The sequence below is a fragment of the Streptomyces sp. NPDC051136 genome, from assembly GCF_044455745.1.
Taxonomy (GTDB): domain Bacteria; phylum Actinomycetota; class Actinomycetes; order Streptomycetales; family Streptomycetaceae; genus Streptomyces.
The window spans coordinates 944,351-963,829 of sequence record NZ_JBITFE010000001.1 but is presented as its reverse complement, the minus strand read 5'-3'; the positions used below and the strand labels follow the sequence as shown (position 1 = coordinate 963,829).

General features: G+C 70.6%; 18 protein-coding genes and 2 pseudogenes. 4 read left to right on the top strand and 16 right to left on the bottom strand.

Going from position 1 to position 19,479, the window contains the following annotated elements:
* Positions 1-14: 14 nt before the first annotated feature.
* The 3 genes from ACIBCJ_RS04265 (at position 15) to ACIBCJ_RS04255 (ending at position 2,652) form a co-directional block, all read left to right on the top strand.
* Positions 15-1,037 carry a YdcF family protein gene (locus ACIBCJ_RS04265; protein ID WP_365978538.1) on the top strand — a complete coding sequence of 341 codons (1,023 nt, stop codon included), beginning with the start codon at positions 15-17 and terminating at the stop codon, positions 1,035-1,037.
* A gap of 146 nt (positions 1,038-1,183) precedes the next feature.
* Positions 1,184-1,768 (top strand): dihydrofolate reductase family protein, encoded by a 585-nt coding sequence (locus tag ACIBCJ_RS04260; RefSeq protein WP_365978539.1) that lies wholly within the window; start codon positions 1,184-1,186, stop codon positions 1,766-1,768.
* A 440-nt stretch (positions 1,769-2,208) separates the two neighbouring features.
* On the top strand, positions 2,209-2,652 hold the full coding sequence (locus ACIBCJ_RS04255) for a hypothetical protein (protein WP_365978540.1): 444 nt from the start codon (positions 2,209-2,211) through the stop codon (positions 2,650-2,652).
* Positions 2,653-2,799: 147 nt separating this feature from the next.
* Here ACIBCJ_RS04255 and ACIBCJ_RS04250 read toward each other — a convergent pair whose 3' ends face one another.
* From ACIBCJ_RS04250 to ACIBCJ_RS04225, 6 genes are all read right to left on the bottom strand, one after another.
* The gene (locus tag ACIBCJ_RS04250) at positions 2,800-3,972 is read right to left on the bottom strand and encodes an LLM class flavin-dependent oxidoreductase (RefSeq protein ID WP_362511553.1); all 1,173 of its coding nucleotides are present in this window, start codon (positions 3,970-3,972) and stop codon (positions 2,800-2,802) included.
* Between the two features lie 30 nt (positions 3,973-4,002).
* The gene (locus ACIBCJ_RS04245) at positions 4,003-5,190 is read right to left on the bottom strand and encodes an SfnB family sulfur acquisition oxidoreductase (protein ID WP_365978541.1); all 1,188 of its coding nucleotides are present in this window, start codon (positions 5,188-5,190) and stop codon (positions 4,003-4,005) included.
* Positions 5,187-5,744 carry an NADPH-dependent FMN reductase gene (gene ssuE / locus ACIBCJ_RS04240; protein WP_365978542.1) on the bottom strand — a complete coding sequence of 186 codons (558 nt, stop codon included), beginning with the start codon at positions 5,742-5,744 and terminating at the stop codon, positions 5,187-5,189. The genes ACIBCJ_RS04245 and ssuE overlap by 4 nt, the downstream gene beginning before the upstream one ends.
* 15 nt (positions 5,745-5,759) lie before the next feature.
* Positions 5,760-6,977 (bottom strand): acyl-CoA dehydrogenase family protein, encoded by a 1,218-nt coding sequence (locus ACIBCJ_RS04235; protein WP_362511547.1) that lies wholly within the window; start codon positions 6,975-6,977, stop codon positions 5,760-5,762.
* 39 nt (positions 6,978-7,016) lie between these two features.
* The gene (gene sfnG, locus ACIBCJ_RS04230) at positions 7,017-8,144 is read right to left on the bottom strand and encodes a dimethylsulfone monooxygenase SfnG (RefSeq protein ID WP_362511544.1); all 1,128 of its coding nucleotides are present in this window, start codon (positions 8,142-8,144) and stop codon (positions 7,017-7,019) included.
* A gap of 190 nt (positions 8,145-8,334) precedes the next feature.
* Positions 8,335-8,409, bottom strand: coding sequence for a putative leader peptide (locus ACIBCJ_RS04225; RefSeq protein ID WP_362098752.1), 75 nt, complete (start codon positions 8,407-8,409; stop codon positions 8,335-8,337).
* 138 nt (positions 8,410-8,547) lie between these two features.
* On the opposite strand from ACIBCJ_RS04225, the gene ACIBCJ_RS04220 reads away from it, so the two are divergent.
* Entirely contained in the window at positions 8,548-9,456 is a 909-nt protein-coding gene (locus tag ACIBCJ_RS04220; RefSeq protein ID WP_365978543.1) for a LysR family transcriptional regulator, read from the top strand.
* Between the two features lie 305 nt (positions 9,457-9,761).
* Here the strand turns inward: ACIBCJ_RS04220 and ACIBCJ_RS04215 are convergent.
* The 10 genes and pseudogenes from ACIBCJ_RS04215 to ACIBCJ_RS04170 all read right to left on the bottom strand — a co-directional run.
* Positions 9,762-10,885, bottom strand: a pseudogene (locus ACIBCJ_RS04215) (LLM class flavin-dependent oxidoreductase).
* Complete coding sequence (locus tag ACIBCJ_RS04210) at positions 10,878-11,963, bottom strand: LLM class flavin-dependent oxidoreductase (protein ID WP_365978544.1); 1,086 nt, start codon at positions 11,961-11,963, stop codon at positions 10,878-10,880. Before ACIBCJ_RS04210 ends, ACIBCJ_RS04215 begins: the two are co-directional and overlap by 8 nt.
* A complete protein-coding gene (locus ACIBCJ_RS04205) occupies positions 11,960-13,369 on the bottom strand; it encodes an NtaA/DmoA family FMN-dependent monooxygenase (protein WP_365978545.1) in 1,410 nt (469 codons plus the stop codon). Before ACIBCJ_RS04205 ends, ACIBCJ_RS04210 begins: the two co-directional genes overlap by 4 nt.
* A 21-nt stretch (positions 13,370-13,390) precedes the next feature.
* Positions 13,391-14,638, bottom strand: a complete 1,248-nt coding sequence (locus tag ACIBCJ_RS04200) for an LLM class flavin-dependent oxidoreductase (RefSeq protein ID WP_365978546.1) — start codon at positions 14,636-14,638, stop codon at positions 13,391-13,393.
* 149 nt (positions 14,639-14,787) lie between these two features.
* Positions 14,788-15,771: an ABC transporter substrate-binding protein gene (locus ACIBCJ_RS04195; RefSeq protein WP_365978547.1), complete on the bottom strand. Its 984-nt coding sequence runs from the start codon at positions 15,769-15,771 to the stop codon at positions 14,788-14,790.
* 39 nt (positions 15,772-15,810) lie between these two features.
* Positions 15,811-16,617, bottom strand: coding sequence for an amino acid ABC transporter ATP-binding protein (locus ACIBCJ_RS04190; protein ID WP_362098595.1), 807 nt, complete (start codon positions 16,615-16,617; stop codon positions 15,811-15,813).
* Complete coding sequence (locus ACIBCJ_RS04185; RefSeq protein ID WP_365978911.1) at positions 16,614-17,645, bottom strand: amino acid ABC transporter permease; 1,032 nt, start codon at positions 17,643-17,645, stop codon at positions 16,614-16,616. Before ACIBCJ_RS04185 ends, ACIBCJ_RS04190 begins: the two co-directional genes overlap by 4 nt.
* A gap of 31 nt (positions 17,646-17,676) precedes the next feature.
* Positions 17,677-18,633, bottom strand: a complete 957-nt coding sequence (locus ACIBCJ_RS04180; protein WP_362098592.1) for an ABC transporter substrate-binding protein — start codon at positions 18,631-18,633, stop codon at positions 17,677-17,679.
* On the bottom strand, positions 18,630-19,184 hold the full coding sequence (locus ACIBCJ_RS04175; RefSeq protein ID WP_365978548.1) for a GNAT family N-acetyltransferase: 555 nt from the start codon (positions 19,182-19,184) through the stop codon (positions 18,630-18,632). Before ACIBCJ_RS04175 ends, ACIBCJ_RS04180 begins: the two co-directional genes overlap by 4 nt.
* A gap of 62 nt (positions 19,185-19,246) precedes the next feature.
* Positions 19,247-19,402 (bottom strand): annotated as a pseudogene (locus ACIBCJ_RS04170) (alkanesulfonate monooxygenase); the annotation flags it as partial.
* Between the last annotated feature and the right edge of the window lie 77 nt (positions 19,403-19,479).

Below are 19,479 nucleotides of genomic sequence, written 5' to 3'. Positions count from 1 at the left end.
CCAGGGCCCCGCTGGTGGCAGAGCGGAGTGTGCGGGACGTGCTGGAGTACCCGGAGTACCTTGCCGCGGCGGTGTTCGCCGCGGGCGGCCTCGTGCATGCCGTACTGGCACCGCACCGGTTCTCCACCGCGGTCCTGTTCTGCCTCGCGGTGACGTCTGCCGGACTGGGTGTGTCCGCCCGCAGCGCGCAGAGCCACCACGCCGTCGCCACCGTGCTCGCCGTCCTCGCCCTGCTCGGGGCGCTCGCGCTGGGCCTGCTCCTGCTGGTCGACGCCGTCCTCCTGGTCCGGCGCTACGGACCGCAGACGCCGTTGCTCGCCACCGGTGCCGCCGGCTGCGCGGTGCTGGCGGTGCTCGGCCTCGACGCCGTCCTGTACGCGGTCGGCGGCGAGGTGGCGGGTGGACTCATGGTCGCGGTGAACGCGGCCGCGGGGTACCTCTCGCTGCTCTTCCTCGTCTTCACCGGGTACGTGATCGTCCGAGGGCGCAGCACGCCGCCTCCGGGGACCACTCATGTCGTCGTCCTGGGCGCCGGGCTCGACGGCGACCGGCCCGGTCCGTTGCTGCGGCGCAGGCTGGAGCGCGCCCTCGCGGTGGACGCGCCCGACGCACCGGACACGGATCCTGTGACGTTCGTCGTCTCGGGCGGGCAGGGCGACGACGAGGTCGTCTCCGAGGCGGACGCCATGGCCGACTACCTGCACGCCCGCGGAGTGTCCCGAGATCGAATCGTGCGGGAGGACCGCTCCGTCGACACCAGCCAGAACCTGCGCTTCAGCGGGGCCCTCATGGAACACGCCGGTCCCGGCCACCGGGCCACGGTGGTCACCAGCGGCTTCCACGTCTACCGCACCACCCTGCTGGCCCGCCGCGCCGGCGTCCCCGTCGACGTCATCGGCGCGCCGACCTCGCCGACGTACTGGCTCTCCGCGACCCTGCGCGAGTTCGCCGCCGTCCTGTGGCTGGACCGGCTCCCGCTGGTCGGGCTAAGTCTGCTGCTCGCGGTGCCCGTGGCGACGGCGCTCTCGGGGCGCTGAGCGAGTCCTCGCCCTTTGGTGCCACCCTCCCCGGCGTGCCGGTGCGATGAGTTCGCCGGTCGTCGGCAGTCTCCCCTGTACACGCACCTCCGTCGGCCGAGCAGGGGCCGCGGGGCCGGAGGCGTGGCGGAGCGAGGGAGTCCACGATGCCCCACCCGATTCGGCTGTACATGTCGATGTCGCTCGACGGGTTCATCGCCGGGCCGGACGACCGGCCAGGTCTGGAGCTGGGGCGGGACGGCGGACGGCTCTTCGACTGGCTCGACGACCGGGAGTCCGACGGGCCGAGCGGCCAGGTCTACCGCGAGGCGCTGGCGACCGGCGCGCTGATCTCCGGCCGGCGGACCTTCGAGCTCGCCCGGCGCTGGCAGGGCGACCATCACGACGGTGTGCCCATCTTCGTCCTCACCCACCACGTGGACGACGGGGACGAGCCACCCGGCCACGCGCGGTTCGTCACCGACGTCGACGAGTGCGCCCGGCTGGCGCGCGCCGCCGCCGGGGACCGGCCCGTCATGGTGCACGGTGCGGGGGCGGCGCAGGCGCTGCTGGGAGTCGGGCAGCTGGACGAGATGGAGATCCACCTGGTGCCGGTCCTCCTCGGAGACGGTCGGCGGCTGTTCGAGCACCTCGGGGGTGAGCACACCGAGCTCGAACTCGTCCGGCGGCTCGAGGACCGGGACGTCACGCACCTCCGCTACCGAGTGCGCCGGGACAAAAGGGCGGCGTGAGGACGCTCTTCGTCTCGTACCGCGTCACCGACCTTCGCCTCTTACCGCGTCACCGACCTGGAGCGCTGCCCGTGCTCCGGGACGGTGCCGGCCCCAGGCAAAGTCAAGGACGGCCTGCACGGCATCGACAGTGTCATGCTGGCGAGGGCGGAGCTTCGTCATGAGCAGAGTCCTTTCACGCTGCCCGGGAGGACACGAGTGTGCCCTGGTCGAAGCCGCGAGGTAGCGGAGCACCGCCCGGCGGACGCGAAGGTGGTCCGTGAGAGATGCTCCGCGACTGCCGGCAACGCGGTGATGGTCTCCCCCACGCCGTCCAGGCCACCTCCCGCATGCACAACCTCGCCCGCGCCGCGCGAACCCAGCAGGTCAGCAGCCCGCTTCAGCCTGTGTGATCACGGCCCTGTGCAACACCCTTGAAGGCTGTTCCGTAAACCCCGACCGTGAGTCAGACGATCTGGTGTGACAGCCTGGATGTGATCACGGCGGTGGACGGAACCCTGGAGCACCCTCCGCAGCCTTTGGTGCGTGTCCAGGATGAGGGAAGGGCCTGCGGAGTGGGTGTCGATGTGATGCTGATGCAGGTGGCACAGGGCGGTTCGAGCCCCAAGAGTCGTCGGCTGACCACGGTGGACTTTGCCCAGGACGGGGCGGACCTGTTCTCCGATCTGTGCGTGAACAGCAGATTGCCCATGCTCAACCGCGTGGATCCGTACCGCACCCGAATCCTTACGTCGGCAGACATGCCGCAGTTCATCTCCGAGATCGACGCCACCTGCGACCTGACGGCGGAAAAGGCAGAGCGAGACATCTTGCAGAAGATTCGCGGGCTGGCCGAGCGCTGTGCTGCAGCCGCGTGCTTCGAACTCCACCTGGTGGGCGACTGAGGGCCAGCGGCCGCTGCTGCGTAGAGAAGCGCGTGGGCGTCGCGCTGCGGCAGTCGGCGGCCGGGCCACCGGGTGCGTCGGCGGCCGTCGCCGGGCCGCCGGTCCCCCGTCCCAGGGGACCGGTCACCGTCTCGGAGCCGTGAGCGGTCACGCGGGGCGTCGTGGGTTTCCGGCGCCGACGAAGGGGACGTGGGCGGTGGGCCCCGCATCCGCCGCGGTGCGGAAGGGGTGGGTCCACAGTCCCTGTGCCGTGAGCTTCGGCAGGACGCCCTCCCCGAACCAGTAGGCCTCCTCCAGGTGCGGGTAGCCGGAGAGCACGAACTCCTCGATGCCCAGGGCCGCGTACTCCTTGATCCGCTCGGCGACCTCCTCGTGACTGCCGACCAGCGCGGTGCCCGCGCCGCCCCGTACCAGCCCGATGCCGGCCCAGAGGTTCGGGTGGATCTCCAGGGCGTCCCGCCTGCCGCCGTGCAGGGCAAGCATGCGCTGCTGCCCCTCGGACTCACTGCGGGCCAGGCCCGCCTGGACGGCCTTGACGGCCTCGGGATCGAAGCCGTCGACGAGCCGGTTCGCCTCCGCCCAGGCCTGCTCGGACGTGTCGCGTGTGATGACATGCAGCCGGATGCCGAACCGGACGGTGCGTCCCTGCTCGGCTGCCAGCCTCCGGATCCACTCGATCTTCTCGGCGACGGCGGCCGGCGGCTCGCCCCAGGTGAGGTAGACGTCCGCGTGGCGGGCGGCGATCTCACCGGCGATCGGTGAGGAGCCGCCGAAGTACACCTCCGGGACCGGGTCGGGTACCCGGGCGAGCGTGGCGTCCTCGACCCGGAGGTGCTCGCCGACCAGATCGACGGTCTTGCCCTCCCACAGCTCCCGCACGATCTGGAGGAACTCGCCGGTGCGCCGGTACCGGTCGTCCTTGTCGAGGAAGTCGCCGTAGGCGCGCTGTTCGTGACTCTCGCCGCCGGTGACGACGTTGAGCAGCAGCCGTCCGCCGGTCTGCCGCTGGAAGGTGGAGGCCATCTGCGCGGCGAGCGTGGGTGAGACGAAGCCGGGCCGGAAGGCGACCAGGAACTTCAGCCGCTCCGTGTTCTGGCTGACCATCGCGGTGGTGAGCCACGCGTCCTCGCACCAGGCACCGGTGGGGGTGAGCGCGCCGACGAAACCGAGGCCCTCGGCGGCGCGGGCGATCTGGCTCAGGTAGGCGACGGACGGCGGCCGGTCGCGGCCGGACTCGCCGGCGGGGGTGCCGTGGCCGCCGCCGACGACGTGGCGGCTGTCACCGTTGGTGGGCAGGAACCAGTGGAAGGTGAGGGACACGTGGGGGTCTCCGTTCGAGGGGGCGTCGGTCTACAGCAGTCCGTGCCGGGGCGGCCGGGTGCCGTTGAGGAGGTAGCGGCCGATGTGCTGGACCTTCCAGCGGGGCGGATCGTGAAGGGTGTGAGTGCGGGCGTCGCGCCAGTGGCGGTGCAGGCCCAGGGAGTCGAGGGCGGCGCGGGTACCGGCGACCTCGAAGAGAGCGCTGCCGACCTCCACGGCGGCCTCCGCCGCAGTCACCTTGGCCGCGGCGACCGCGATCGACGCCTCGGCGGCGGAGTGGTCGGTCAGGTCGTCCCGGGCGGCGTCGACCGTCCGGGCGGCCTCGCGCAGCAGTGCCTGTGCCGCCCTGACCCGGAGGTCGAGCTCGCCGAACCGCTGGACGAGCAGCGGGTCCTCCGCGGCCGTCTCGAACCCGCTCTCGAACCACGGCCGGCTCTTCGTGCGGACGAAGTCCGCGGCCTCCGCGAGCGCGCCGGAGGCGATGCCCGCGTCGATGGCAGCATGCAGCAACTGGGCGACTGTCCCGTGAAGTTGGGGGCCCTGGAAGGTGAGGTGGTGCGGCACGACGCGGTCGGCGGGGACAGGCACCGACTCCAGGCGGACGGTTCCGCTGGCGGTGGTGCGCTGTCCCATGCCGTCCCAGTCGTCCAGGACCGTGAGACCGGGCGCGTCGCGCGGTACGTACGCCACGTGCAGGGTGTCGTCGACGGCGCGGGCGAGGACGGGGATCCAGTGGGCGAACAGCGCGCCCGTGGAGTAGTGCTTCACGCCGTCGAGGACGTACGACCCGTCCGGGCGTGGCGCGAGCCTGGTACGGATGTCCTGTACGTGCTTCGTGCCCGCCTCGGACTGGGCGTTGCCGAATCGCTTGCCGCGCAGCACCTCGCCGAAGAAGAACTTCTGCTGCTCGTGCGTCCCCTGCCGGCGCAGCACGTTGACGTAGACGAAGTGGCTCTGCGGGATCTGCGCGATGCTGGCGTCGGCGGCGGCCAGCAGCCGGAAGACCTCGGCGAGCGTCTCCGCGCGGACGTCCGCGCCGCCGAACTCGGCCGGCACGTTCACCCCGAGCAGCCCGGAGGCGGAGAGCCGTTCCAGCTCCGCGTGCGGCAGCCGGCGTACCGCGTCCCGCTCCGCGACGGCCCGGCGGAAGTCCGCGGCCAGATCAGCGGCGACGGCGAGGGCTTCGCCGTCGCCGCCGATCACGGCCGGGGCGCTCATCCGGTGGCCGCCAGCACTGTTGTACGGCCGCCCAGGGCGAGCGAGAACTGGTCCGTGACCTGGGCCAGCGCCTCGGCGGAGGCCGGCGCGACGTTCAGCGAGCCGTCGACGCCCACGGTGAGATCCTTGTCGAGGGTGAACCAGCCCGGGACGATGTGCGCGGCGCCCATGGAACTCAGCACGGGGCGCAGGGCGTAGTCGATGGCCAGGACGTGGGCGGTGGAGCCGCCCGTGGCCAGCGGCAGTACCGTCTTGCCGGCCAGCGCGTACTGCGGGAGCAGGTCCAGCAGTGACTTCAGCAGCCCGGAGTAGGCGACCTTGTAGACGGGGGTACCGACCACGACGCCGTCGGCCCGCTCGACCAGGGCGGCGGCCTGGATGATCTCCGGGTGCCGGAAGTCCGCGCCGAGCAGGGCGTCGGCGGGCAGGGTCCGGACGTCGAGCGGGATCACCTCGTGCCCCTGCGCTGTGAGCCGGTCGTCCAGGTGGCGCAGCAGCCGGGCGGTGCGGGAGGTGGCGGACGGACTGCCGGAGACGGAGAGGATGATGGCCATGAGGAAGAGGACCTTTCAGGAGTACCAGGTGGGCTGCGGCAGTTCGCCGGTGAGGACGTGGCGGCCGATCTCGCGGCGTTTGTAGGCGACCGGGTCGTGGAGCGAATGGGTGCGGACGTTGCGCCAGAAGCGGTCGAGGCCCTCGGCGGAGGCGGTGGCACGCGCGCCGGTCACCTCGAAGATGCGATGGGTGATGTCCAGGGCCACGTCGGTGGCGCGGGCCTTCACCGCGGCGACCCGGACCTCGAACTCGCCCCGGTCCTGCTCGGTGACAGCGTCCGGGTCGTCGTGCAGCCTCTGGCCCTCGGTGGCCACGGCGTCGGCCAGGGCCTCGACGGCCCACAGCTTGGCGGTGAGGTCGCCGTAGATGTCGATGACGTACGGCTCGTCGACGGCGTGTTCGTGGCCTCCGTGCAGCCAGGGCCGTGACTTGGTCCGGGTGTAGGCGGCGGCGGTCTCCAGTGCGCCGGCGGCGATGCCGAGGTAGAAGTTGACGAAGACGAGCTGGATGGTGGGCACGTTGAGGGTGTTGTAGACGCGTGGCTGGAACCGCTTGTCGACGTAGCCCGCCGCGGCCGACCAGGGGACCCGTACGGCGTCGAGGGTGACGCCGCCGCTCTCGGTGAGGCGCTGGCCGATGTTGTCCCAGTCGTCGTGGAAGGTCAGGCCCTGGCTGTCGGACGGGACGATGGCGAAGACGTGGTCGTCGGTGCCGGCCAGGACGCCTTCCAGCACGGTGACGTCGGAGACCTTGCTGCCGGTGGAGAAGGACTTTCGGCCGGTGAAGGTGAGCGTGTCGCCCTCGTCCCTCACCACCACGTCGTCGTCGCGCGGGTTGACCGCGCCGCCGAAGAACCACTGGTTGCGGGCGGCCTCGGCCTCTACGTGCTCCCACTGCTCGCGGGTGCCGACCAGCCGGGCGGCCCAGTTCCACAGGTAGTGGTAGCCGAGCAGCTGGCCGATGGAACCGTCCGCCTTGGCGACCTCGCGGACGACACGGTAGGCGGTGGGCCACTCCTGGCCACCGCCGCCGTGCTCGACGGGGCCGAGCAGGGTCACCAGGCCGGACTCCTTCAGCAGCCGGACCTCGGCGTACGGGGTGGCGGCCGTCTTGTCCCGGGCGGCGGCGTCGGAGGCGAGGACGGCGGCGACGTCGGCGGCGCGGGCGATCCAGCCGGCGGCGTCGGTCGGGGCGGGGGCGGTCTTCCAGTCGGCCGGTGACGCGGTGCTCATGGGGGTACCTCTCTTGCTGTCGGTGCCGGTCACGGGTGGTCAGGCGCGGACGGTGACGGGATCGGACTCGGGCTGCCGGGCTTCCAGTTCGCGTACGAGGGGCAGCACCCGCTTGCCGAAGTACTCGACCTCCTCCAGGTAGTGCAGGAAGCCGAGGAGGAAGAGGTCGACGCCGAGGCGCTTGTAGGCGACGATCCGCTCGGCGATCTGCTCAGGGGTGCCGATCAGACCCGTACGGAAGCCGTCGTTGTACTGGACGAGGTCCTCGAAGTCCGAGTCCTGCCACATGCCCTTGCCGTCGGCGGTGGACCGCCCGGCCTGCTGGACGGCGTCTTGGAAGCCGTGCACGGCAGGGGCGTCGGCCTTGGCGATGATCTCGCGGAGCGTGTCGCGGGCCTCGGCCTCGGTGTCGCGGGCGATGAGGAAGCCGTTGAGTCCGAATTTCGGTGGCGTACGGCCCGCTCGGGCGGCGGAGGCGCGGACGTCGGCGATCTGCTCGGTGACGCCGTCGAAGTCCTTGCCGTTGCTGAAGTACCAGTCGGAGACGCGGCCCGCCATGGCGCGGGCGGCGGTGGAGTTGCCGCCCTGGAAGATCTCCGGGTGCGGACGCTCGGGGGTGTTCAGCGGCTTGGGCTTGAGGGAGAAGTCGCGCACCCGGTAGAAGTCACCGGCGAGTTCGGCGTGGTCCTCGGTCCAGATCGTCCGCAGGGCGGTGATGAACTCCTCCGCGCGCCGGTAGCGTTCGTCGTGCTCCAGCCAAGGCTCGCCGAGGGCGGTGAACTCGCCCTTGAACCAGCCGCTGACGACGTTGACGGCGAAGCGGCCGCCCGACAGGTGGTCGGCGGTGGCGCCGAGCTTGGCGAGGACGCCCGGGTGCCAGAGGCCGGGGTGGACGGCGGCGATGACCTTCAGCCGCTCGGTGGCAAGCAGCAGGGCGAGGCTGATGCTGGTCGACTCGTGCTGGTACTCGGCGCCGTAACTGGCCATGTAGCGGACCTGGCTGAGGGCGTAGTCGAAGCCGTTGTTCTCGGCGAGGACGGCCAGTTCGCGGTTGTAGTCGTAGCTCCAGTCGGTGCGCTGCTCGATGGTGCTGGTGACCAGGCCGCCGCTGACGTTCGGCACCCAGTAGGCGAAACGGGCGGGGTCGGGGCCGGGGGTTGCGGGCATGGGGGAACTCCTGGCATGAGTACGCACGCGAAAAGGGGCGCATGCGTGACAGGGAAAGGTGTTCAGTGACCGGGAGCCGGAGGTGCGGGGACGACGTTCCCGGGCAAGGCAGAAATCACTGCGACAAGGGCTTGCAGTGGAATTCACGAAGAAGGATCAGCGCGAGTGTGAGGGTTTCCCCCGGGTGCGCTCAGGCCCGACAGCGAGAGCTGGAGACACGCGCAAGGTCGACATGGCGTCGCCGCGTGAGGTCCTGTCGCTTCATGTCATCGATCAAAGCAGCGGGGAGTCCGGCCGGTCAAGAATGCCCGGGGCTGATTCCAGATCCTGAGAGCAGGAATTCACGAGGTTGTGACAGGGGTTCCCTTGAACCCGGTCGGCGGCGATGGGCAGCCTCGCTGTCGTGCGTATAGAACAGCTCGAATACCTCGCGGCCGTCACCCGGTCGGGTTCACTGCGGCGGGCCGCGGAGGAACTGCACCTGTCCCAGCCGGCGCTCAGCGAGACCGTACGCAACCTGGAGCGCGAGCTGGGCGTGGACCTGCTGAAGCGCAAGCGGTCCGGGGCGAAGGTCAGCGACGAGGGCCGGGAGCTGCTGCCGCACATCATGGGCGTACTGGACGCGGTCGACCGGCTGCGCAGCGCGGCCGGTGACCAGCATCGCATCAGCCGCATGGTCCGGCTCGGCACGGTCAACACGGCCACCGTTCCCCTGGTGATCCCGACCGTGCGGGAGTTCCGGGCCGCGCACCCGCGCACCCAGGTCGAGCTGGTGGGCGCGCAGCAGTCCGAGATCCATCGCGGGCTCCTGGAGGGTGCTTTCGATCTGGGGCTGGTGAACTACCTCGAGGGCGACGACCTGCCGCCCGGCTTCGAGACCACCGAGTTGCTGCGCGGCCGGCCGGTGGTGTGCGTGCGCCCGGACAGTGCGTTGGCCGCCCTGAAGACGGTGGACGCGGACAGCCTCCTGGCCGAGCCGCTGATCGTGATGCGGTCCGGCTACGTCATGCACCGTTTCCTGCACCGGCTGCTCGACGGCCGTACGCCGTCCTTCTCGTACTCCACGGACGGCGCCGAGATGGGCAAGCTGATGGTCGCCGAGGGTCTGGGGGCGACGGTGCTGCCCGACTTCAGCGTCATCGGCGACCCGCTGGAGCGGCGGGGCACGATCACGGTGCGGCCGCTCGCGCACGACGCGACCGATGTGCTGCTGGTCCTGCAGAGCCGCCCTTCCGGCCGGGTCCCCCGGGCCGTCCGCGATCTGCACCGGCTGTTCGTGCGCAACGCACGCGGCTGCACAGCCCTTTCGTGAAGGGGCCCGATCAGACTTCGGTCACCAGGTGCCGCGCCGCCGCGTCAGCCGGATGGCCCCGGATGCGTGACATGCCGACCTGCGGCTGGCTGCGGCCGTCCGAGTCCATGGCGCGGGCCCGTGCCATGTCGCGCCTCTGTCCGTGCTGCCGTCGCCCCGTGTGACAGAACCGGCGCCCGACCAGGACTCGGCGTCCCGCACATGGTCCTTCCCCATCGGGAGTGGCAAGGAGTGCGCCGTCCCCGCTCATGCGGGGCTGAGGGGCACGAGCCCGGCGGCGCTCTTCCGCGTACCGGGGCTCCCGCTCACCTGCGGCTCCACTCCTGCGCGAGCAGCTCGTACGACCTCACCCGGGCAGCGTGGTCATGAGTGATCGTCGTGATGAGCAACTCGTCTGCTCCCGTGGCCTCTTGGAGCTGTACCAGGCGGTCGGCCACCTGGGTGAGCCGACGAACTGCGTGTCCACGCGGTCCCGCACCAGTTCCCGGTCCTCGTCACGCCACTCGAAGGCCCGGGCCTGCTCCGGCGTCGGGTACGCGATGGCGCCCTCGGCGGTGCGGATGCTGCGGACCCAGGCCGCGTAGCCGGTGGCGAGCTCGCGGGCTGTCTCCTCGTCCTCCGCCACGACCACGTCGGCCGAGACGCTGACGTACGGCGTGTCGAGGAAGTCGGAGGGCTGGAAGAAGGCCCGGTAGCCGTCCACGGCCTCCAGCACGGTGGCGGGACTGACGTGGTAGTTCGCTGCGAACCGCAGCCCCCGCGCGCCCGCGGCCTCGGCGCTCTGGCCGCCGCTGCTGCCCAGGATCCATACCTCGACGTCGGCACCCTCGCCCGGCACGACGTGCGCCTCGACGCCCTCCGGGGACCGGTAGGTGCCGGTCAGCAGGGCGAGGATGTCGTCGATCTGCTCGGCGTAGTCCTGCGACTCGGCGCCGGGCAGCAGGAGCAGCTTGCGCTGCAAGGCGATGCGGGGTGAGCCGAGGAGGCGTTCGAAGGAGAAGCGGGGCGGGATCAGGAGTCCGTTCGGGGCCCGGCCGTCCACGACGGGCGTAGCGCTCGCAGGGGCATGGGCGGGCTGTCCCGGCGGGCGACCGCCCGAGCGGCCAAGGCCGAGGTCGAGGCGGCCGGGATGCAGGGCGTCGATCAGGCCGAACTCCTCGACCGTGCTGAGCGCGGTGCGGTGGCCGAGCTGTACGGCGCCGGCGCCGAGCCGGATCGTGGAGGTGGCGGAGGCGGTCAGCGCCAGGACGACCGCGGGGGACGTGCCCGCGACGCCCGGGTTGAGGTGGTGCTCGGCGAACCAGTACCGGGCGTACCCGAAGCGTTCGGCGTGCCGTGCCAGGTCGATGGAGTTGTGCAGGGCGTCGGCGGCCGTCGAGCCGGACGGTATCGGCACCAGGTCGAGGACGCCGAGGGGGATGTCAGGCATGGGCGGGTTCCTCCTCGGTGACGGGCGGGACCGGTCCCCAGGCGAAGGGCGGGTCCGGGATGTCGCGGCGCAGTACCGGGGCGACATCGGACTGGAAGAGCTGGAGCGAGGTACGGTGCCGGGCATCCGTCAACCCGTTCGCGTCCGCGTGCAGATGCAGCACCGTGTGCCCGAACTGCTCGTGGTAGCGGTGCACCTTGTCGATGATCTGCTGCGGGCTGCCGATCAGGGCGGAGCTGCGCTCGACGAAGTCCTCCACGGTTTCGAAGACCACCGGCAGACCGTGCTGCTTCTGGAACGCCAGCGTCGACTCGAAGATCGGCCGGTACACGTTGATCGCTTCCTGGGAGGTGCGGGTCACGAGGAGGCCGGCCGTGCCGGCGCCGACCGCGAGCTTCGCCGGGTCGTGGCCGTGGAATTCCCAGCGCTCGCGGTAGTACCTGATCAACTCGGCGTACGGCTCGATGGGGTTGGTGACGTTCGCCGAGAAGAGAGGGTCGCCGTAGCGGGCGGCGAGGTCCACCGACTTCTTGCTGGTGGCGCTGCCGTGCCAGACCCGGACGGGCCGCTGGTAGGGCCTCGGCCACACCTCGGCGTCCGTCAGCGGAGGGCGGAAGCGGGTCGCCGCGGTCACCTTGTCCTGCCGCCAGATCTGCCGGAAGACCTCGTAGCTCTCGGCGTTGCGGTCCCACTGGTCCTCGGGTGTGACGTGGAACAGCTCGCGCTGGGCGGCGCCGTTGCCCTTGCCGATGATCAGCTCCAGTCGGCCCGCTGAGAGGTGGTCGATGGTGGCATAGTCCTCGTAGGCGCGCACCGGGTCCAGGAGGCTGAGTGTGGTCACGGCGGTGAACAGCCGGATGCGTCGGGTCAGTGCCGCGATGTGGCTGAGGACGACGGTCGGCGAGGAGGAGAGGAAGGGCCGCTCGTGCCGCTCCCCCACGCCGAAGCCGTCGAAGCCGAGCTCCTCGGCGAGCAGGGCGTTGCCGACAACCTCGCGAAAGCGGTCATGGGTCGTCTTCTGCACGCCGGTGAGGGGATCCGGCCGGTGCACGATCAGGGTGATGGCGAGGAACTTCACGACGCTGCCCGTACGTCGCTGACGTCGTCGACGGGATTGTCCGCGTTCGAGCGAAGCCCGGAGTGCGGGAGGGCCAGGCCGAGGTGGTCGCGCAGGGTCGGGCCCGTGTACTCCGTGCGGAATACGCCCTGTTCCTGCAGGAGCGGGACGACCTTGTCGGCGAACGCGTCGAGGCCGGTCGGCGTGATGTGCGGGACGAGGATGAAGCCGTCGCTCGCGTCGGCCTGGACGAACTCGTTGATGGTACGGGCGATCGTCTCGGCCGAACCGATGAAGTTCTGCCGGTTGCCCGTCTCGATGACCAGGTCCCGGATCGACCAGTTGTTCGCGGCGGCCAGCTCGCGCCATTCGCGGGCGGTCGCCAGCGGGTCGCGGTACATGCGGACCTGGGCGCGGCCCTTGGAGATGTGGTCGTCACCTACGTCGGGGTCGATGTCGGGCAGCGGCCCGTCCGGGTCGTAGGAGGACAGGTCCCGGTTCCAGACGAACTCCAGGTGCTTGAGGGCGGTGGCGCCGCTGACCTGCTGCCTGCGCACCAGCTTGGCCAGCTCCTCCGCCTCGGCGTCGGTGTCGGCGAGGGTGAAGGTGGCCGCGGGCAGGATCAGCAGCTGATCGGGGCGGCGGCCGTATGCGGCGAGGCGCTTCTTGACGTCGGCGTAGAAGGCCTGGTCCGCTTCGAGGGTGGCGTGCCGGCTGAAGATCGCGTCGGCTTCGGAGGCGGCGAATTCGCGGCCCTCTTCGGAGTCGCCGGCTTGAAAGATGACCGGGCGGCCCTGCGGGGAGCGCGGGACGTTGAACTGCCCGTGAATGTCGAAGTGTTGCCCGGTGTGCACGAAGGCTCCGGCCTTGGCGTCCCGCAGGAAGGTGCCGGTGGCCTGGTCGGCGAGGATCTCGTCGCCGTGCCAGGAGTCGAAGAGTTCGTTCGCCGTGGCGAGGAACTCCTTGGCGCGGGAGTAGCGCTCCTCCTGCGGCAGGAAGCCGCCGCGGCGGAAGTTCTCGCCGGTGAAGGCGTCCCAGGAGGTGACGACGTTCCAGGCGGAGCGGCCGCCGGAGAGGTGGTCGAGGCTGGCGAACTGGCGGGCGACCTCGTAGGGCTCGTTGAAGGTGGAGTTGATGGTGCCGGTCAGGCCCAGGTGCTCGGTGACGGCGGCGAGCGCGGCGAGCACGGTGAAGGTGTCGGGGCGGCCGACGACGTCCAGGTCGTAGATCTTTCCGCCCTGTTCGCGGAGCCTGAGCCCCTCGGCGAGGAACAGGAAGTCGAATTTGGCGCGTTCGGCGGTCTGCGCGAAGTGGACGAAGGAACTGAACTCGATGTGGCTCCCGGCGCTGGGATCGCTCCACACGGTCGTGTTGTTGACGCCGGGGAAGTGGGCGGCCAGGTGGATCTGCTTCAGCGGCTTGCTCATGGTCGTGGTCGTCCCTCCGGCTCAGGCGGTTGCGATGGGGGTCCCCACGGCCTCGAGCGAAGTCGAGAGTCGGGGGGAGTAGCGGCTGGCGGGGCGGGCCAGGCCCAGCAGGCCGCGCAGGGTGTCGGCCTCGTAGGCGCGGCGGAAGGCGCCCCGGCGCTGGAGTTCGGGGACCAGGCCACGGGTGATGGCCGGGATGTCGTGGCCTGCGACGGCGGGGCGAAGCCGGAAGCCGGTCAACCCGGCGCTGTGCAAGTCCTCCAGCAGGTCGGCGAGTTCGGAGGGGGTGCCGGTGAAGATATGGGCGTCGCTCGGGTACGGCTGTCCCGCGAGCGCGTCGAGCCGTTCTCGGCGTGCCCGCGCGGCGGCCGGGTCTTCGTCGAGGAAGACCACCAGGTCGCCGAAGACATGGAGGGGTTCGGCGGCTCGCCCCGCCGCGTCCTGTTCGGCACGGATCCGTGCGACGATCGCGCGGGCCTCGTCGGCGCCGTGCGGGGTGACGTAGCCGATGTCGGCGGCGCGGGCCACGAGCCGGTAGGGGACGGTGTCGTGGGCGAGGGCGCTGACGATCGGCTGGCCCTGCGGTGGGCGGGGTGTGATGGAGGGCCCCCTGACACTGAAGTGCCTGCCCTCGAAGTCGATGTAGTGCAGCTTGTCGCGGTCGATGAAGCGGCCCGTGGCGGCGTCCCGGATCTCGGCGTCGTCCTCCCAGCTGTCCCAGAGGCGCCGCACCGCCTCCACGTAGTCGGCGGCCTCGTCGAAGAGGTCGGCGACCGACTCCCGGGTGTCCGGGTGGTCGTAGGCCTTGATGTGCGGGAGGGTGCGGCGGCCGAAGTGCGCGGCCTCGTTCGGGCGGGCGGTGATCTGCACGCGCACGCCGGCGCGGCCGTTACTGACGTAGTCGAGGGTGGCGATGGCCTTGGAGATGTGGAACGGCTCGGTGTGGGTGGCCACCGCCGTCGGCACCAGGCCGATGTGCCGGGTCAGCGGTGCCACACGGGAGGCGATGAGCACGGCGTCCAGGCGGCCGCGGACCTGGTCGGTGCGCTCGTCCGGGTCCAGGAAGTGGGAGGACTGCGGGCCTAGGCCGTCCTCGATGGTGACGAAGTCGAGCAGACCGCGCTCGGCCTCGGTGACCAGGTCGGCCCAGTAGGCGGCGGTGAACAGGTCCCGGGGGCGGGCCACCGGCTCGCGCCAGGAGGCGGGATGCCAGCCGGTGCCGTCCAGGGCGACGGCAAGGTGCAGGAAAGAGGGAGGTGTTGAGGACACGAGTGGGTGCCTTCCTGGAAGTCCGTGGACAGAGCGCGCCCCTCGGTGGGGCGGTTGCAGGTCCCGGTGAGTGCGAGGGAGAGGCGGGGTTCGCGGGGCATGACGATCGGGTTGGGCGGGCGTCGTACGGCCCGCACACCCCGGGTCGGCTACTTGTCGGTCCTGGGCAGGCCGGGCGGGTTGATCTCGGACTTGGTCACGGCCTCCTCGGACAGGCCCCAGCGCCCGAGTACCTTCGCGTAGGTGCCGTTGTCGATGACGTGGTCGAGGGCGTCGGCGAGCGGCTTGACCAGACCGCTGTCCTTCTTGGTGGTGGCCGCGATGAGGCCTTGGAGGGTGGAGCCGGCGCCGGAGTAGGTGCCGACGACCTCGGTCTTGCCGGTGGTGGCCGCGTGGTAGGCGGCGGTGGGGTTGGGGCCGAGGTAGAGGTCGATGCGGCCGGACCGGAGGGCGAGGTAGGTGTCGCTTTCGTTCTGGTAGTACTTGATGTTCACCGGCTTGCGGCCGGCCTTCTCGTTCTCCCTGCTCCACTCGATGAGCAGCTTCTCCTGGTTGGTGCCGCTGCCCACGGCGACCGTCTTGCCGGCCACGTCCTTCGGCCCGCCGGCCTTCAGGGCGCTGCCCTTCTTCGCCTCGAAGCCCAGGTTGTCCTCGCGGTAGGTGGCGAAGTCGTACTTCTCCTTGCGCTCCTCGGTGACGGTGATGTTGCTGAACCCGACGTCGTACTTGGCACTGTCGAGGCCGACGAAGATGTTCTCCCAGGAGACCGTGTTGATGTGCAGCTTGAGGCCGAGCACATCGGCCACCAGGGAGGCGATGTCGGGCTCGACGCCGATGACGGTCTTGTTGTCCGTGGCGAAGAAGGTCAGTGGCGCGGCGGAGCCGGACGAGTCGACGATCTCCAGGGTGCCTCTCTCGCGGATGTTCTCCGGCACCTCGGCGGCTATGGAGTCGACCTTGTCGGTGGTGACGCGGTCCTGGTCGGGGCTGATGTTGATCTTCGTCTTGCTGCCCGACGTGGCCGCGACCTCGGTCGTGCCGCCGCCGTCGGGGTTGCTGCACGCGGCGAGGACGAGAGCGGTGGCGAGTCCGAGCGCGGCTGAGGCGGTGCGGCGGGTGATCGAGGTGGACATGGTCGTGCTCCTTACGTGCGGAGACGGGGTGAGGGCCGGTCAGAGGACCTTGGAGAGGAAAGCGCGGGTGCGCTCGTGCTGCGGGGTGTCCAGGACGCTCGCGGGCGGGCCCTGCTCCACGACGACTCCGCCGTCCATGAACACCACGGTGTCGGCGACCTCGCGGGCGAAGCCGATCTCGTGGGTCACGACGATCATGGTGGTTCCGGTGCGGGCCAGGTCCTTGATGACGTCGAGGACTTCGCCGACCAGTTCCGGGTCGAGCGCCGAGGTGGGTTCGTCGAAGAGCAGCACCTTGGGTTCGAGGGCGAGTGCGCGGGCGATGGCAACGCGCTGCTGCTGGCCGCCGGAGAGCTGCCGGGGATATGCGTCGGCTCTGTCGGCGAGGCCCACCCGGTCGAGGAGCCTGCGGGCTGTCTCCCGCGCTGCCTTGCGCGGGCGGCGCAGGGCGGAGACCGGGGCCTCGATCAGGTTCTCCAGCACGGTCAGATGCGGGAAGAGGTTGAAGTTCTGGAAGACGAACCCGATGTGGGTGCGCTGCTTCAGAACGTCCTTCTCCTTCAGCTCGTGCAGCCTGTCGCCGGAGCGGCGGTACCCGATGAGTTCGCCGTCGATGCTGATCCAGCCGCGGTCGACCTTCTCCAGGTGGTTGATGGTCCGCAGCAGCGTGGACTTGCCCGAGCCGGACGGGCCGAGGATCACGGTGACCTCGCCGGCCCGGACCTGGAGGTCGACGCCACGCAGCACTTCCAGCGGGCCGAAGCTCTTGTGGACGCCGCGGACGTCCACCATCACGGTGTCGACCGTCGGCGTCGCGTCCTTGACGGCCACCGTCACGTCGCTCATCGGCTGTCTCCCAGAACTCCAGGGGTCTTCAGGGGTATGACGGGCTGGTTGCGCTGGGCGGCGGCCCCGCGCACGGTGCGGACGAAGCGGCGTGCACGCTGGAGCGGGGTGGGCGGCGGGGTGCGGTTGGCGCCCCGGGCGTAGTGGCGCTCCGCGTAGTACTGGGCGACCGACAGCAGGGAAGTGAGGACGACGTACCAGGCGGTGGCGACCAGCAGCAGCGGGATCACCCGGCCGTTGCGGCCGTAGATCACCTGCACCTGGTAGAACAGCTCGCCGATGGACATCACGTAGACCACCGAGGTGCCCTTGAGCAGGCCGATGATCTCGTTGCCGGCCGTGGGCAGGATGGCGCGCATGGCCTGCGGCAGCACGATCCGGCGGATCTGCCGCAGCCGGGGAACGCCCAGCGCGGCGGCCGCCTCCAGCTGCCCGTGGTCGACGGCGATGACACCGCCGCGCACGATCTCGGCGGCATAGGCGGCCTGGTGAAGGGTCAGCCCGATGACGGCCGCGCCCATGGTGCCGATGATGCTGTTGCTGTCGACGGACCAGAACACCGGGCCGAAGGGGATACCGAGGCCCAGTTCCTCGTACAGCGCGCTCAGGTTGAACCAGAACACCAGCTGGACGATCATCGGGATGGACCGGAAGATCCAGATGTAGGTCCAGGCGACGGTCTGGAGCACCGGGCTGCGTGACAGCCGCATGAAGGCCAGGACGGTGCCCAGGAGGAAGCCCAGGACGGTGGCGTACGCGGTGAGCTGAAGGGTCACCCACACCGCCTGCACGATCGTCTCGGACAGCACGTAGTCGCTGAAGACGCCCCACTCCCAGACCGGGTTGGTGGCCAGACCGTGCACGAACTGGGCGACCAGCACGATCACGGCGACGGCCGCCGCCCAGCGGGCGTGGTGGCGGGCGGGTACGACCTTGAGGGAGGCCGGATCTTCCGGGGCCGGCGGGGCCCCGGGGCCGGCGCCCGGGGTGGCCGCGCCGGGCGGCGCGGTGTCGGTGGTGGATGGCAGCGTGGGCATGGTGAACGTTCCTGCTCCACTCTCAGGCGTGCTCGGGCGGGTTGATCCGCGACGTGTCGATCGCGGAGGCGGAGGTGCCCCACTTCTTGAGGATCCGGGCATACGTGCCGTCCTTGATCAGTTCGTTGACGGCGGCCTGGAAGGCCTTGGTGAGCGGGGAGCCCTTCTTGAAGGCGAAGCCGACGTCGAGGCGGTGGAACTCACCGAGGAAGGTGGTCCGGGAGGCGGGCTGGGCCGCCTGGTAGCGCAGGCCGTTGATGGTCGACATGATCACGTCGGTACGGCCCTGCTGGAGTGCGGTGAGGGTCGCGCCGTTCTCGGCGTAGACCTTCACGTCGTACGGCTTCTTGCCCGCCTTCGCGCACACGCCCTTCTGCGCGGTGAGGGTCGCTTCGAAGGTGGTGCCGGCGCCGGTGCCGATGGTCAGCCCGCACAGCTGGGTGAGGTCGGTGACCTTCTCGCCGACGGAGGTGTTGCCCGTCTTCACCGCGAAGCCCTGGCCGTCGTTGATGTAGGTGACGAAGTCGATGGTCTTGAGGCGTTCGGTGGTGACGCCGAAGTTGCCAGTCCCGACGTCGTACTTGCCGCTGCCCAGGGCGGGCAGGATCGTCTCGAAGGAGGCGTCCTGCCGCTCCAGCTTCGCGCCGAGGACCTTGGCCACCGCGTCGGCGATGTCGATGTCCTGGCCGGCGGGTGGCTTGTCCTGCCCGTTCGGGTAGTACGCCCCAGGCGGGAATCCGACCGAGCTGCCGACCCGCAGCGTGCCCGCTTCACGCACGTCGGCGGGCAGCAGGGCGGCGACGGAGTCCACCTTGTGCACGGCGGCGACCGGGTCGTCGGTCGGCGCGGAAGATGCCTGAGCGCCCGCCGGTGTGGTGCCGGAGGTGTCGCCGGAGCCACACGCGGTCAGCGCCAGTACGGGCAGCAGCGCGACGGTCGCGGCGATGCGCAGGCGGGTTCTGATCGGGCGAGGGTTCACAGGTCGGCTGCCTTTCCCGTACGTGCTGAGCGTGCTGTGCCTGCTGCGGCCGGCAGATGCTTCTCGAAGGGCAGCGGGCCGATGGTTTCCGGGTCGGCCCGGGTGTCGAACAGCGGGGTGTAGCCGGTGGCCAGGTACAGGCCGCGGGCCTCGGGCTGGCGTGGCCCGGTGGTCAGGTGGATCCGCCGGTAGCCACGTGTGCCCGCCTCGCGTTCCAGCTCGGCGAGGACGCGGCGGGCGAGGCCACGCCGTCGGTGGGCGGAGTGGGTCCAGATCCGCTTCAGTTCGGCGGTGGTCGCGTCGTACCGCCGGAAGGCGCCGCCTGCGACGGGCTCGCCGCGCTCAAGCAGCAGGAGCAGCAGGCCGCCGTACGGTTCGGTGAACTCCTCGTCGGGGTAGCGGGAGATCTCGGCATGGGCGTCCTTGCCGTAGCGCGCGGAGTACTCGTGGCCCAGTTCGCGCAGCAGGGGTCTCACTCGCGGATCGGAGACGGGAACATGAAGCACCGTCACATTTACTGGTGATGACGGTGGTTGAGCTACCGAGGTCATTCGCCCACCGCCGCAAGGTGTACGTCTTGCGTGCCGAACGGGGCGTTGGAGTTGCCCGCGCCTCCGGAGCCGTAGGCGAACAACACCCGGTCCCAGCCGTGGTCCTCCGGCGCCCGGGCGAGCCGGAGCGTGTACTCCTTGTCGAACGCGGCGCAGGAGCGCCGGGGGGTATCGGAGCCGTCGTAGGCGGCGGCGATGCCGAGGAACTCCACTGGCATGGAGATGGCCTTTCAGGGCGCGGCGACACGCAGGCATGAGGAAATCGCCTTGCGTGCGGGGATGAGCACACAGACCG